The organism is Bradyrhizobium sp. 31Argb, from assembly GCF_043638955.1.
In the GTDB taxonomy this organism is placed as follows: Bacteria; Pseudomonadota; Alphaproteobacteria; order Rhizobiales; family Xanthobacteraceae; genus Bradyrhizobium.
In genome coordinates, this window is the sequence record NZ_JBEGDB010000016.1 from 44,084 (window position 1) to 57,240 (window position 13,157).

A 13,157-nucleotide genomic window follows, 5' to 3' on the forward strand; every position below is an offset into this window, starting at 1 on the left:
GCGACTTGTCGCGGTGGTCGGGCGCGTACGGCTCCGCCCAATGGGCGCGATAGCTGGCGCGGAACAGCAATTGATTCCGTAGCCGGGCGCATTTTGGCGGCGGTGATCCAGCGGTGGATCGTCCGAAGAAAGCGCCTCGGTTGCGCAAGCAGGTGCGCGGGGGATGAGCGGCGGCGCGAGCCGGCATGATGCGAATGCAGCAGTGTCATGTCCCACCTTCCAAACCCGGCGCAAACAGGCGCCGGACAATGGAAGATGCGAAGCAGTGCGTAGGAATTCGAGACGGCTTGCCGCCATCCCGCATAGAAGCGGCATAAAGGCAGCAGCGCCTACTCCGCGGCCGAGCGGAGTTCGGCCTTTTCCGCGCGCACGGCGCAGAACTTGAATTCCGGAATCTTGCCGAACGGATCGAGCGCGGGATTGGTCAAGAGGTTGGCCGCGGCTTCCGCGTAGCAGAACGGCATGAACACCATGTTTTCCGGCACGTCGCGGTCGGACCGCACCTTGACCTCGACGGCGCCGCGGCGCGTCTGCAGCCGGATGAAATCGCCGGGCCAGAGCTGCATGCGCCGCATGTCCTTCGGCGACATGAAGGCGACCGCCTCCGGCTCGATCTGGTCGAGTACGGATGCGCGGCGGGTCATCGATCCCGTGTGCCAATGCTCCAGCACGCGGCCGGTCGAGAGCACCATCGGATATTCGGCGTCGGGCAATTCATCCGGCGGAATGACATGCGCCGGCACGATCTTGCCGCGGCCGTTCGCGGTCGGGAAGCCGGTGGTGAAGATGATCTCGTTGCCGGGCTTGTGCGGGTCGTCGACCGGATAGGTCACCGCGCCCTCGCGCACGAGACGCTCCCAGGTGATGTTATTCAACGACGGCATCACCTCCGTCATCTCGGCGAAGACATCGGCCGGGCCGCTGTAATTCCACGGCAAGCCCATGCGCTTTCCGATCTCCTGGATGATCCAGAGATCCTGCCGCGCGTCGCCCGGCGGCTTGATCACCTCGCGCGCGAGCTGCACGCGGCGGTCGGTGTTGGTGAAGGTGCCGGACTTCTCCGCAAAGGCCGAAGCCGGCAGGATCACGTCGGCATGGAACGCGGTCTCTGTGACGAAGAGATCCTGCACCACGAGATGATCGAGCATGGCAAGCGCCTGACGCGCATGCTGCAGATCGGGATCGGACATCGCGGGGTTTTCGCCCTCGATATACATGCCGCGGATTTCGCCGGCATGGATCGCGTTCATGATCTCGACCACCGTGAGGCCGCGGACCGGGTCGAGGCTCTTCTGCCAAAGCTCTTCGAACTTACCGCGCAGATCGACGCGGCCGACCGGCTGGTAGTCCGGCAGGAACATCGGGATCAGGCCGGCGTCGGAGGCGCCCTGCACATTGTTCTGGCCGCGCAACGGATGCAGGCCGGTGCCGGGACGGCCGACCTGGCCGGTGATCAGCGCCAGCGCGATCAGGCAGCGCGCATTGTCGGTGCCATGGACATGCTGGCTGATGCCCATGCCCCAGAAGATGATCGCGGACTTTGCGCGGGCGTAGAGCCGCGCCACTTCGCGCAAGGTGTCGGCCGGGATGCCGCAGATCGGCTCCATCTTCTCCGGCGTGAAGTCCGCGATCTTGGCCTTCAGCTCGTCGAAACCTTCGGTGTAGCCGGCGATATACTGATCGTCGGTCAGGCCCTCGGTGATGATCGTGTTGATCATCGCGTTCAGCATCGCAACGTCGCTTCCCGGCTTAAAGGCGAGATGCTTGGTGGCGTGGCGCGACAGCGATTGCAGCCGCGGATCTATCACGATCAGTTTCGCGCCGCGCTTGGCAGCGTTCTTGATATAGGTCGCGGCCACCGGATGGTTCACGGTCGGGTTGGCGCCGATCACGATGATCACCTCGGCATCCATCGCCGCCGAGAACGGCGCCGAGACCGCGCCGGAATTCAATCCCTCCGTCAGCGCCGCGACCGATGAGGCGTGGCACAGCCGCGTGCAGTGGTCGACATTGTTGGACCCGAAGCCGGTGCGCACCAGCTTCTGGAACAGATAGGCTTCCTCGTTCGATCCTTTCGCCGAACCGAAGCCGGCGAGCGCCTTCACGCCCTTCTCGTCACGGATCTTGACGAGACCGCGCGCGGCGATATCGAGCGCCTCTTCCCAGCTTGCCTCGCGGAAATGCGTGAACGGATTGGCCGGATCGACCTGGTCGTTGGCGTCCTTCCTGGCGTTCGGCAACCGCACCAGCGGTTTTGTCAGACGATGCGGATGATGAATATAGTCGAAGCCGAAGCGGCCCTTGACGCAGAGCCGGTTGTGATTGGCCGGGCCGTCGCGCCCCTCCGCGTAGATCACCTTCTCGTCCTTGACCTGATAGGTCACCTGGCAGCCGACGCCGCAGAACGGGCAAAGCGAATCCACCTTGCGATCGGGATAGGTGACGCGGGTCTGCTTCTCGTCCAGCATCACGGCGGGCATCAGCGCGCCGGTCGGGCAGGCCTGCACGCATTCGCCGCAGGCGACGCAGGTGGACTCGCCCATCGGATCGTCGAAATCGAACACGATCTTGGCGTCGGCATTGCGATAGGCCATGCCGATGACGTCATTGACCTGCACCTCGCGGCAGGCGCGCACGCACAGGCCGCACTGGATGCAGGCGTCGAGATTGACGCGCATCGCCGGATGGCTGGCGTCGCCCTGCCAGCGCTCCGCGGCCGGGAAGCGACTCTCGGTGACGCCGGCCTTCTCCGCCCAGTGCCAGAACGTCGAATCGGGATCGTGCGAGGTCTCGCGCGCCGGCTGGTCGGCGACCAAGAGTTCCATCACCATCTTCTGGGCGGCGACGGCGCGGCTGCTCGCCGTCTTCACCTTCATACCAACGGAAGGAGTGCGCATGCAGGAGGCGGCGAGCACGCGCTCGCCCTCGATCTCGACCATGCAGGCGCGGCAATTGCCGTCGGGGCGATAGTCGGGCGCCGTCGAATAGCAGAGGTGCGGGATCTCCTGGCCCTGCCGCTTTGCCACCTGCCAGATGGTCTCGCCCGCCTTGGCCTCGACCAGCTTGCCGTCGAGTTCGAACTGGATCGTCGTCATTCCGCAGCTTCCTTGAACTCGTCGGGGAAGTATTTAATCACGGAGGTCAGGGGATTCGAGGCGGCCTGACCGAGACCGCAGATCGACGCATCGCGCATCGCCTGGCTCAGTTCCTCGAGCAGCGCCCGGTTCCACACGGGACGTTCCATCAGTTGCGCCGCCTTCTGCGTGCCGACGCGGCACGGCGTACACTGCCCGCAGCTTTCGTCCTCGAAGAAGCGCATCAGATTGAGCGCCGCCGCCTTTACGCTGTCATGCTGTGACAGGATCACGATCGCCGCCGAGCCGATGAAGCAGCCGTATTTTTCCAGCGTGCCGAAATCGAGCGGGATATCGTCCATCGTCGCCGGCAGGATGCCGCCGGAGGCACCGCCCGGCAGATAGGCGTGGAGCGTGTGGCCGTCGGCCATGCCACCGCAATATTCGTCGATCAGTTCACGCACCGTCAGCCCGGCTGGCGCCAGCTTCACGCCGGGATTCTTGACGCGGCCGGAGACCGAATAGCTTCGTAGACCGTGACGACCGTTGCGACCGTGCGAACTCCACCAGCCCGCGCCCTTCTCCACGATGTCGCGCACCCAGAACAGCGTTTCGATATTGTTGATCAGGGTGGGCTGACCGAACAGTCCCACCTGGAACGGATAGGGTGGCTTGTGCCGCGGCAGGCCGCGCTTGCCTTCGATGCTCTCGAGCAGCGAAGATTCCTCGCCGCAGATATAGGCGCCGGCACCGCGGCGGATGTGCAAGGTGGGACCGCCCGGCGGCAGCTTGGCGAGTTCGAGGGGCAGGATCTTGAGCGCCGCCGGATATTCGTCGCGAATGTAAATGTAGACATCTGTGGCATCGACGACGTGCGCGCCGATCAGCGTACCTTCCAGGAAGCGGTGCAAATCGCGCAGCAGGTAAAACCGATCCTTGAAAGTGCCGGGCTCTCCTTCATCGCCATTGACTGCCATCAGCCGGGGCCCGGGCTCGCCGAGCACCGCGCGCCATTTCCGGCCGGTGGGAAAGCCTGCGCCGCCGAGCCCGCGCAGGCTGGAATCGTCGAGCGCCTTCAGGATGTCTTCCTTGCTGACCCGGCCGGCGCGCAGATCGTTCAGCAGCTTGTAACCGCCATCCTTCACATAGGCATCGTAGTCGACATAAGTCGGGATATCGGGTTCAATCTCGCCACGCGCAGCCGTCGCCAGCACTTCGGTTGTGGTCGCGCGCATCACGTAGTGATGACCGACTTCAGCCACAGGAGCCATATCGCACAGGCCGACGCAGGGCGCGCGCACCACGCGGATGCCGGGACCGGCCGAGTCCTGCAATTGCTCCAGCAGCCTTTCGCCGCCGAGCATCGCGCAAGTGAGCGAATCGCAGACGCGGATCGTGAGCGGCGCGATATCCGGCTGGCCTTCCTTCACCACGTCGAAATGCGCGTAGAAGGTCGCGGTCTCGAACACTTCCGCAAACGACAGTCGCATCTCGTCCGCGAGCGCGGCGAGATGCGCGGCGGAGATCTGGTGATACTTGTCCTGGATCAGGTGCAGGAATTCGATCAACAGATCGCGCCGGCGCGGCTGGTCGCCGAGCAATTGCTCGACCTCATGCGCGGCCGTCGGATCGATCTGGCGTCCCTTCGGCGTCGCCTTGGCCTTGCGCCGCCCGGCGCCAGGATGCTCGAACGCGCGAACCTCTTGCACGTCATGAACCGTCATTGAAACATCCGTTTTTACCACTCTTTAGATCAACTCTAAACTCTGGCATGCCAGATGCCAATAGAAAATTATCGCGTCCAAAGAAGCATTTAAGGGGCATGCCGCCACGCATGCCCCCTACCCCTTTTCCCAGCGACAAGCCTATCCTCACGTCTTGCCCATGCACTCCTCGATGTAGAACCACCGGTCGTCACCCGCCAATCCCTTGGCTTTGACCTCCTGGCGACAGGTCTTCAACTTGCCCCTGTTGGCGCTCCATTTGGCCTTCATGTCCTTCAGCTTTTGCGCCGTCAGCTTCGCCCTGGAAGGCTTCGCCTCGCTCGAAGCGGCGGGCGTGGACGGCGCGGGCGTGGTGGTTTGGGCCGAAGCCGCAGTCAGTACACCCATGATCAACAACGCGGCGGCGACACCAGTTCCGATACGAAACATCGAGAAAATTCCCTTGTTCTATTCGTTGAATTGAATGGACGAAACAAGGCGCCGCGAGCGAAAGCATCGCCCGCGGCGCCGGCTCCGATCAGAAGATCTTGACCGCGCTTTCCAGCGTCTTCCAGACGCCCCAGGCCAAGGGAATGCCGACAAAGGCCCAGAACAGCACGGCCTTAGCATCCAACCCGCCGAACCCGATGCCGTAGGAACCATGCGGGCCGGCCGCATCCGCGCTCGCGCTCGCCGCCTGCAGTTTTGCCACTTCCGCCTCGCTCATGTGCCACTTCGCATCGACCGGCTTGACCAGATAATTGCAGATCAGGCCCGCGATCAGCATGGCGCAGAGGATGTACATCGTGGTGTTGTAGAGCTGGTCGCGCGGAACGCCGGCAGCTAACTGGAACTCGCGGATGTAGTTCACCACGACCGGGCCGATGATGCCGGCGGTCGACCACGCCGTCAGCAGCCGGCCGTGAATGGCGCCGACGAATTGCGTTCCGAACATGTCGGCGAGATAGGCCGGCACGGTCGCAAAGCCCCCGCCATACATCGACAGGATGATGCCGAAGCCGAGCACGAACAGCAGTTTCGAGCCCATCGCCGCAAAGGTCGGCGCCAGCGCATAGAGCGCTATGCCGAGCAGGAAGAACGTATAGTAGGTGTTCTTGCGCCCGATCTTGTCCGACAGCGACGCCCAGAAGAAACGGCCGCCGATGTTGAACAGCGACAACAGCCCGGCGAAGCCCGCCGCGATGCCGGCGATCTGCGCCTTCTGCGAGGCATCAAGCTGGTTGAAGCCGACGTCGGGCAATCCGATCAGTTTGCCGGCGAAGATCTCCTGCAGCATCGGCGAGGCCATGCCGATCACGCCGATGCCTGCTGATACGTTGAGGCAGAGCACCCACCAGATCAGCCAAAACTGCGGCGTCTTGTGCGCATCGTCGAGATGGACGTTGTTGGTGGAGATCATCTTGTTGGCCTTGGCCTTTGGCTTCCAGCCCTCGGGCTGCCAGCCGACCGGCGGGATGCGATAGCGGAAGGCGCCGATCATCATGAACACGAAGTAGATCACGCCCATGGCCAGGAAGGTTTCCCAGACGCCGACTGAGGTCGGGGTCTTGAAATAGTTCATCAAGAGGTTGGCGAGCGGCGCGCCAATCATGGCGCCGCCGCCGAAACCCATGATGGCCATGCCGGTCGCCATGCCGCGGCGATCGGGAAACCATTTCACCAGTGTCGACACCGGCGAGATGTAACCGAGCCCGAGACCGACGCCGCCGATCACGCCGGCGCCCAGCCACATCAGCCAGAGCTGATGGACGTAGACGCCGAGCGCGCCGATCAGCAAGCCGCCGGCCCAACACAGCGCCGCGACGAATCCGGCCTTGCGCGGACCGACGCGTTCGAGCCAGCCGCCCCAGATCGCAGCGGACACGCCGAGCAGCACGAAGAACAGCGTGTACATCCACCCGAGACTCGCCACCTTCCAGTCGCAGGTGGTGGTGAACAATTCCTGCCACAGCGAGATATCGGGGCAGGCCTTCGGCGCGTTCAATCCGATCGCGCGCGACAGCGGCAGCCAGAACACCGAGAAGCCGTAGGCCATGCCGATGCACAGATGGATGCAGAGTGCGGCCGGCGGCACCAGCCAACGGTTGAAGCCGGCGGTCGCAATCGTGTGCTCCTTGTCGAGAAAACCAAGCCCCGCGCCGGCCACAGCGCCGGTGCTGCTAATCGTCGTCATCCGATCCTCCCTGCGGCCGCTCTTCAATCGAGAGCGTGCTCGCTTGTGTGATCCCATCCTTAAAGTTCAGCGTCGCGAAGCAGCCATGCTCCACGACATTCCCTCGATGCGCCGGGAATCGCTAAGCGCGCTCGAGAATTCCCAACCCGCAACGCGACACGATACGCCCGGTGCCAGCGTCAGCCGTGATGTTAAAGAAATGCCCGCCCGTATCGCTCGTGCCCGAGCGACGCTCCGCGGCTGCGTCGCCTGCGGAGCGATTCAATTGGGACAGAAGGTCTGAAATGTGTCGATAGGAAAAAGGTAGGTGTCAACCAGAGCGATTATTGCAACGCACGGCTATTGTTGCGATGCGGACGAAGCATCATTGATTTTCTCTATCGTCCCATTCGTCTTCTCGATCAAAAACACGATGCGGCTCTCGCTCCGCTCGGTGATCTCGACCTTGTCGCCGGTCTCTCGGATCAGATTAGGAATGTCAATCACCGACAATGGATCGGTGCAGACCACTTCAAGAAAATCACCAGGCGTAACCGTCTTCAATGCCTTGCGCGTCTTCAACGCGGGCAGCGGACATTTGAGGCCGGTGAGATCAAGTTTTGTCGTGCTCATGTTTGTGACCATGGCGAAGCATTCGCATACCGTCAATCGCTACGCGACGGCTTCAGATCAGGCTTGCATAGGACAGGAATCCGACGGTCTGGCCGGGTTCGACGCGTGTGATGTGTTCGCCAAGCTCGACCAGGCCATCGGTGTCGACCAGCGACGACAACAGCCCCGCACCCTCGCGCGGGAACTTGATGGCTTCGAGCGCGCCATCCGGCGCTGTGCGCAGATTGACGCGAACATATTCACGGCGCCCGATCTTCTTCTTGTAGGTAAATCCGGCGCGGACCGGCATCGGCACCAGCGGCTCCGGCGCGCCGCCTGACAGCGCCAAGATGGTTGGCCGCACCACGTGAACGAAGGTGACGAAGCTCGCCACGGGATTGCCGGGCAGGCCGATGAACGGCGTGCCGCCAATGATGCCCATCGCGACCGGACGGCCGGGCTTGATCGCCATCCGCCACAGCACCAGGCGGCCGACGCTCTCGACGCCGGCCTTGACATGATCCTCCTCGCCGGTCGAGACGCCACCGGTGGTGAGGATCAGATCGTGGTGGCCTGCGACGTCCTTCAGCGCGCGTGCGAGGCTCGCAGGCTCGTCGCGCAGAATGCCGAGGTCGCTGACCTCGCAGCCGAGCCGCCGCAGCATCGCCATCAGCATGAAGCGGTTGGAATCGAAGAGCTGCGGCGGCGCACGGCGCTCTCCCGGAGAAACCAGCTCGTCGCCGGTCGAGAACACCGCGACGCGGATCCGCTTGATCACGTCGAGCCTGACAAGGCCGAATGCCGCGGCCAGCGCGACATCCTGTGGCCGCAGGCGTCTTCCAATCTGCAACGCGGCGTGGCCGAGCGGGATGTCTTCGCCCGCGGGCCGCACATTGGCGCCCGGCTGCAGGCCTGCGGGCAAAACGACCTTGTCGCCTTCGATGCGAACATCCTCCTGCATGAACACAGTGTCGGCGCCATCTGGCATCGGCGCGCCTGTGAAGATGCGCACCGCATGACCGGGCTCGATCGGCGCATTCGCCGCGGCGCCCGCCTGCACCCGTCCACTGATCGGAAACGCCTGCTCCGAATCTTTGGGAAGATCGCGGCTCGCCACCGCATAGCCATCGACAGCGGAGTTGGTGAAGGGCGGCAGCGGCAGCGGCGCAAGGATCTCATTGGCGAGGATGCGCCCGTCGGCCTCCGCAAGCGCGACGGTCTCGATATCAGCTACCGCCGTCACCCGCGTTGCGATCAGGCGCACGGCTTCGTCGACCGACATCATCGGCCCGCTGGAGGCAAAGCAATCGTCGGATAGTTGCGCCATTCAGGTCTCGCTCTTTGCCAGGATCTCGTCGACCGTAACAGCGGCACGCTGCATCATGGCGGCAACGGCGGTGACATCATCGAGATGGGCCGTCGGCAGCCGGGTTTCAATCGCCGCATCGGTCGCGATCCCGACAATGCCGGGATCATCCGGGAACAGCAGCGGCTTGTTGTTGGCGGCCCGATGCACCTCGATCTTGCGCAGCGGCTCGCGCTTGAAGCCTTCGACGACAACGAGATCGACCTGCGACATCTTGGCGAGCAGCTCGACCAACCGCGGCTCGCGGGCGCCGCGCAGCTCATGCATCAGGGCCCAGCGCCGGCTGGAGGAGACCAGCACCTCGGTCGCGCCCGCCTGGCGGTGCACCCAGGAATCCTTGCCCGGCACGTCGACGTCGAACTCGTGATGAGCATGCTTGATCACGGACACGCGCAGCCCCTGTCCCAGCAGATACGGAATCACGCGCGACAGCAAGGTGGTCTTGCCGGCGCCGCTCCAGCCCGCGAGTCCGATCACTTTCATGCCAATCTGTTCTCCGGAACCGCCACCACCGTCATTGCGAGGAGCGAAGCGACGAAGCAATCCATAGTTTCCGCGGGGACAGATGGATTGCTTCGCTTACGCTCGCAATGACGGGCGGGGCCCATATTTCCCTAAGCTTCCGACATGCTTATATCGGATGGCAGGTAAAGTCATGCTAACCTGACCGCCATGATGAAGATCAACAAAGCGCGCGTTCCCCTGATCGTCCCCAATCCGGACGACCCGCGCCTGACCGAGCGCGTGACCGGGACCGACCAGACCGGCGCCAGCGTCGAGATCAAGGTGCCGATGGAGCGGCCGCTGACGCTGTACCTGAACGCACAGGAGATCGTCACCATGATGACGATCGGTGACTACCCGGAATATCTTGCGCTCGGCTATCTCCTCAACCAGAACATGCTCAAATACGACGACGTCGTCACCGAGGTCGAATATGACGACGATCTGCAGGTGGTGGTCGTGCGCACCGAGCACCACACCAATTTCGAGCAGAAGCTGAAGAAGCGCACCCAGACCTCGGGCTGCGCCCAGGGCACAGCCTTCGGCGATCTCCTGGAGGCGGTCGAAAGCGTGGCGCTGCCGAAGGCGGAATTGCGCACCTCCTGGCTCTACCAGATGACGCATGTGATCAACACCATGCCCTCGCTCTATCTCGAAGCCGGCGCGATCCATGGCTGCGTGCTGTGCAAGGAGGGAACGCCGATCTGCTACACCGAGGACGTCGGCCGCCACAACGCCGTCGACAAGATCGCCGGCTGGATCTACCGCCATGGCGTCGACCCCGGCGACAAGATCCTCTACACCACGGGGCGGCTGACCTCGGAGATGGTGATCAAGACGGTGCGGATGGGCATTCCGATCCTGGTGTCGCGCTCCGGCTTCACAGCCTGGGGCGTCGAACTCGCGCGGCAGGTCGGCCTGACCCTGGTCGGGCGCACGCGCGGAAAACGCTTCATCGCGCTGTCAGGCCAGGAGCGCATCCTGTTCGACCAGAACCTCGACTATGTCGAGGAGGAATCCGCGCGCCACAAGCGCAAGGGCGAAGCGCGTGACGACTAGCATGATGAATTCAGATCGAGCTGCATCCCCGAACGAGCCGCGCCCCCTCTCCCGCTTGCGGGAGAGGGTTGGGGTGAGGGTGTCTCCGCGGGCGAGACTCTTCGTGTGGAGAGAACCCTCACCCGCTGCGCTCTTCGAGCACAGCGACCTCTCCCGCAAGCGGGAGAGGTAAAGCAGATGGCGGCCTCACGCGACAGAATTCCCGGCGTTCTTTTGGCCGGCGGCCTCGCGCGGCGCATGGGCGGCGGCGACAAGCCGATGCGCACGATCGGCGGCCGCACGATTCTGGAGCGCGTGATCGCGCGTCTCGCGCCGCAATGCGACGGCCTCATCCTCAACGCCAATGGCGATCCCGCGCGCTTTGCCGCGTTTGGATTGCCCGTCATCGCCGATAGCGTCGCCGATTTCCCAGGGCCCCTCGCCGGCATTTTGGCGGCGCTGGACTGGATGGCGGCGAACCGGCCGGAGGTGTCGCTGGTCCTGAGCGCGGCCGGCGACTGCCCGTTCCTGCCGCGCGATCTCGTCTTACGCCTCCACGACGCGCTGGTGAAGCAGAACGCGCAACTGGCGGTGGCGGCCTCCGGCGACAAGTCACATCCGGTGATCGGACTATGGAGCGTGTCGCTCCGCGACGAACTCCGCCATGCCCTCGTGGTCGAAGACGTCAGGAAGATCGACCGCTGGACCGCCCGCTACAGGCTCGCCACTGTGACCTGGCCGACCGAGCCGCTGGACCCCTTCTTCAACGCGAACACGGTCGAGGATATAGCCGAGGCCGAACGGCTCGCGGCGCTCGACGCAGCACCAGACTGACACCGCTGTCATTCCGGGGCGTCCGAAGGACGAGCCCGGAATCCATCGGGCCGCAGACGCGAGCGGAGGAATGGATTCTCTGATGTGCAATTGCACATCATAGCTCGATGCTAACGCATCGCCCCGGAATGACGGAGCCATTTCCGCGCGACCGCCCTCCACTCACTCATTCCCGTCTGATTTGCCGCTCCAGCCGCAGCGTGCGTTTGCGCAAGGAATCGTAGATCGGTGGATTGTGCAGCAGCGAGGGAAGCAGCATCGCCACGAAGCAGGCGCCAAGCATGGGCAGCAGCATCGTCACGTTGCCCGTCATCTCGGCGACGAGAACGATGCCGGTCACCGGCGCCCGTACCACGCCCGCGAAGAAGGCGGCCATGCCAACCAACGCAAATGCATGCGGCTCGATCGCGAGGTCCGGGAATACAAAGCGGCAGGCTGCTCCGAACAACAGCCCGGACTGGCTCCCAGCACCAGCAAGGGCGCGAAGAGCCCGCCGGGAGTGGCGGCAGCGTATGATAAAGCCCCCAGAGCGAACCGGATCAGGAATGCGGAGGCGACGATCGCAGCGCTATCCTGGCCGGTCAGCGCGCGCTGCGTGATCTGATCGCCGCCCCCGACCAGCTCGGGCGCGAACCAGGCCAATATGCCGACGCTAGCGCCGATCAATCCGGCGCGGAGCTCGATCGGCAGCCGCGCGAACCGGTCGCTAGCAGCGATGAATGCGAGCAGCGTGCGGTTATAGGCGACGGCAAGCAGGCCCGCGACGGCCCCGAGCGCAAGGAACAGCGGCGCAGATACCGCGCTCGGAGTGTTCAGTGGGGTGACCTGGAAGTCGGGCGCGTCGCCGATAAACAGCCTTGCGACCGGGATCGCCGTGGCCAGCGTGGCGAGGGCCGCGACAGCGACGCGGCGCTCGAATTTGTGCAGCAGCTCTTCGAGTATGAAGGCGAGCCCGGCAATCGGCGCGTTGAATGCCGTCGCCAGCCCGGCGCCGGCGCCGGCCGCCAGCAGCAGGCGGGCGTCCGCCCAGCAGAGCCGGCCGACGCGCGCGGTGAAGGCCGCGATGCCGGCGCCCATCTGGACGGTCGGCCCTTCGCGGCCCAGCGCCAGCCCGGAACCGATCGCCAGGATTCCGCCGATGAATTTCACTGGCACCAGGATAAACGGAGCCGGCGGCACCTGCCCGTGCAGAACAGCTTCGACATGCGGAATGCCGCTGCCCGACGCGTGCGGCGAGAACCGCCGCACCATCCACGCCGCAAGCAGCGTCGCGCCAGCGCATGCGCCCACGACAATCAGGAATCCCAAGATGCCGTGACCATGCGCCCAGGCGATGGTCGCATCGCGCAAGCGATCGGCCTGCCCGAGCAAGAGGCGGAAGTTCGCCCCGACGCATCCGGTGACGGCCCCAACGACGAGGGCCGCCGCCACGAGGCCCAACAGGCTGCGACCTTCGTCTGCGACTACGCGCTCATCGTCAGGCTTGTGGTCCACGGCTGCCCTGAACTTTCCATGTGTTTCGCGCGGAACAAGTTTGGCCGAAATCGCCGGCGAATTGAAACCGGCAAGAGCGATTTCTTGCAAGGAAATTTGTTCAACGATTTCAAGCTGATTTGCCCCGTCCAGTCCTCGCGCAAAAAACATTCCGCTTTCGCCGTCGGGCAAATCAGTGATTTAACCCCGCGCGTCTCACGGCGGATGAGGGGCGGCTCGCGATCGTCACGAACGTTGCGGTGAGATGCGGTGGACGTGACGGGTGTGACTGACGAGCACGCACATCACGGACGGCGAAGTCGTGTGGTCCTGGCGCCCCGACGCTGGCGCTAAGTTTTTCGCGCGAACAAGTTCGCGCT

10 protein-coding genes and 1 pseudogene are annotated in these 13,157 nt (G+C 64.1%); 3 read left to right on the forward strand and 8 right to left on the reverse strand.

Translation table 11 applies throughout. The annotated features are described in order from the left end of the window. Window positions 1-329: 329 nt before the first annotated feature. The 7 genes from fdhF to mobB form a co-directional block, all read right to left on the reverse strand. Entirely contained in the window at window positions 330-3,095 is a 2,766-nt protein-coding gene (gene fdhF, locus AAFX91_RS05335) for a formate dehydrogenase subunit alpha (protein ID WP_394565775.1), read from the reverse strand. After that, window positions 3,092-4,798, reverse strand: coding sequence for an NADH-ubiquinone oxidoreductase-F iron-sulfur binding region domain-containing protein (locus AAFX91_RS05340; RefSeq protein ID WP_394565776.1), 1,707 nt, complete (start codon window positions 4,796-4,798; stop codon window positions 3,092-3,094). Before AAFX91_RS05340 ends, fdhF begins: the two co-directional genes overlap by 4 nt. Before the next feature lie 147 nt (window positions 4,799-4,945). Next, a complete protein-coding gene (locus AAFX91_RS05345; protein ID WP_130581390.1) occupies window positions 4,946-5,227 on the reverse strand; it encodes a hypothetical protein in 282 nt (93 codons plus the stop codon). An 88-nt stretch (window positions 5,228-5,315) separates the two neighbouring features. Then, entirely contained in the window at window positions 5,316-6,971 is a 1,656-nt protein-coding gene (locus tag AAFX91_RS05350) for an OFA family MFS transporter (RefSeq protein WP_130581389.1), read from the reverse strand. A gap of 339 nt (window positions 6,972-7,310) precedes the next feature. Beyond that, window positions 7,311-7,583 carry a sulfurtransferase TusA family protein gene (locus AAFX91_RS05355; protein WP_165421337.1) on the reverse strand — a complete coding sequence of 91 codons (273 nt, stop codon included), beginning with the start codon at window positions 7,581-7,583 and terminating at the stop codon, window positions 7,311-7,313. 52 nt (window positions 7,584-7,635) lie between these two features. Further along, the gene (gene glp / locus AAFX91_RS05360; protein ID WP_130581387.1) at window positions 7,636-8,889 is read right to left on the reverse strand and encodes a gephyrin-like molybdotransferase Glp; all 1,254 of its coding nucleotides are present in this window, start codon (window positions 8,887-8,889) and stop codon (window positions 7,636-7,638) included. Next, complete coding sequence (gene mobB, locus AAFX91_RS05365; protein WP_130581386.1) at window positions 8,890-9,411, reverse strand: molybdopterin-guanine dinucleotide biosynthesis protein B; 522 nt, start codon at window positions 9,409-9,411, stop codon at window positions 8,890-8,892. Between the two features lie 189 nt (window positions 9,412-9,600). Here mobB and AAFX91_RS05370 point away from each other — a divergent pair, with 189 nt between their 5' ends. Both AAFX91_RS05370 and mobA read left to right on the forward strand, forming a co-directional pair. Then, the gene (locus AAFX91_RS05370; protein WP_130581385.1) at window positions 9,601-10,491 is read left to right on the forward strand and encodes a formate dehydrogenase accessory sulfurtransferase FdhD; all 891 of its coding nucleotides are present in this window, start codon (window positions 9,601-9,603) and stop codon (window positions 10,489-10,491) included. 177 nt (window positions 10,492-10,668) lie between these two features. Then, window positions 10,669-11,304, forward strand: a complete 636-nt coding sequence (gene mobA, locus AAFX91_RS05375; RefSeq protein WP_130581384.1) for a molybdenum cofactor guanylyltransferase MobA — start codon at window positions 10,669-10,671, stop codon at window positions 11,302-11,304. Between the two features lie 166 nt (window positions 11,305-11,470). Here the strand turns inward: mobA and AAFX91_RS05380 are convergent. Continuing rightward, a pseudogene (locus AAFX91_RS05380) lies at window positions 11,471-12,555 on the reverse strand (ClC family H(+)/Cl(-) exchange transporter). A 69-nt stretch (window positions 12,556-12,624) separates the two neighbouring features. Here AAFX91_RS05380 and AAFX91_RS05385 point away from each other — a divergent pair. Then, complete coding sequence (locus AAFX91_RS05385; RefSeq protein WP_394565777.1) at window positions 12,625-13,041, forward strand: hypothetical protein; 417 nt, start codon at window positions 12,625-12,627, stop codon at window positions 13,039-13,041. The last annotated feature ends 116 nt before the right edge of the window (window positions 13,042-13,157 follow it).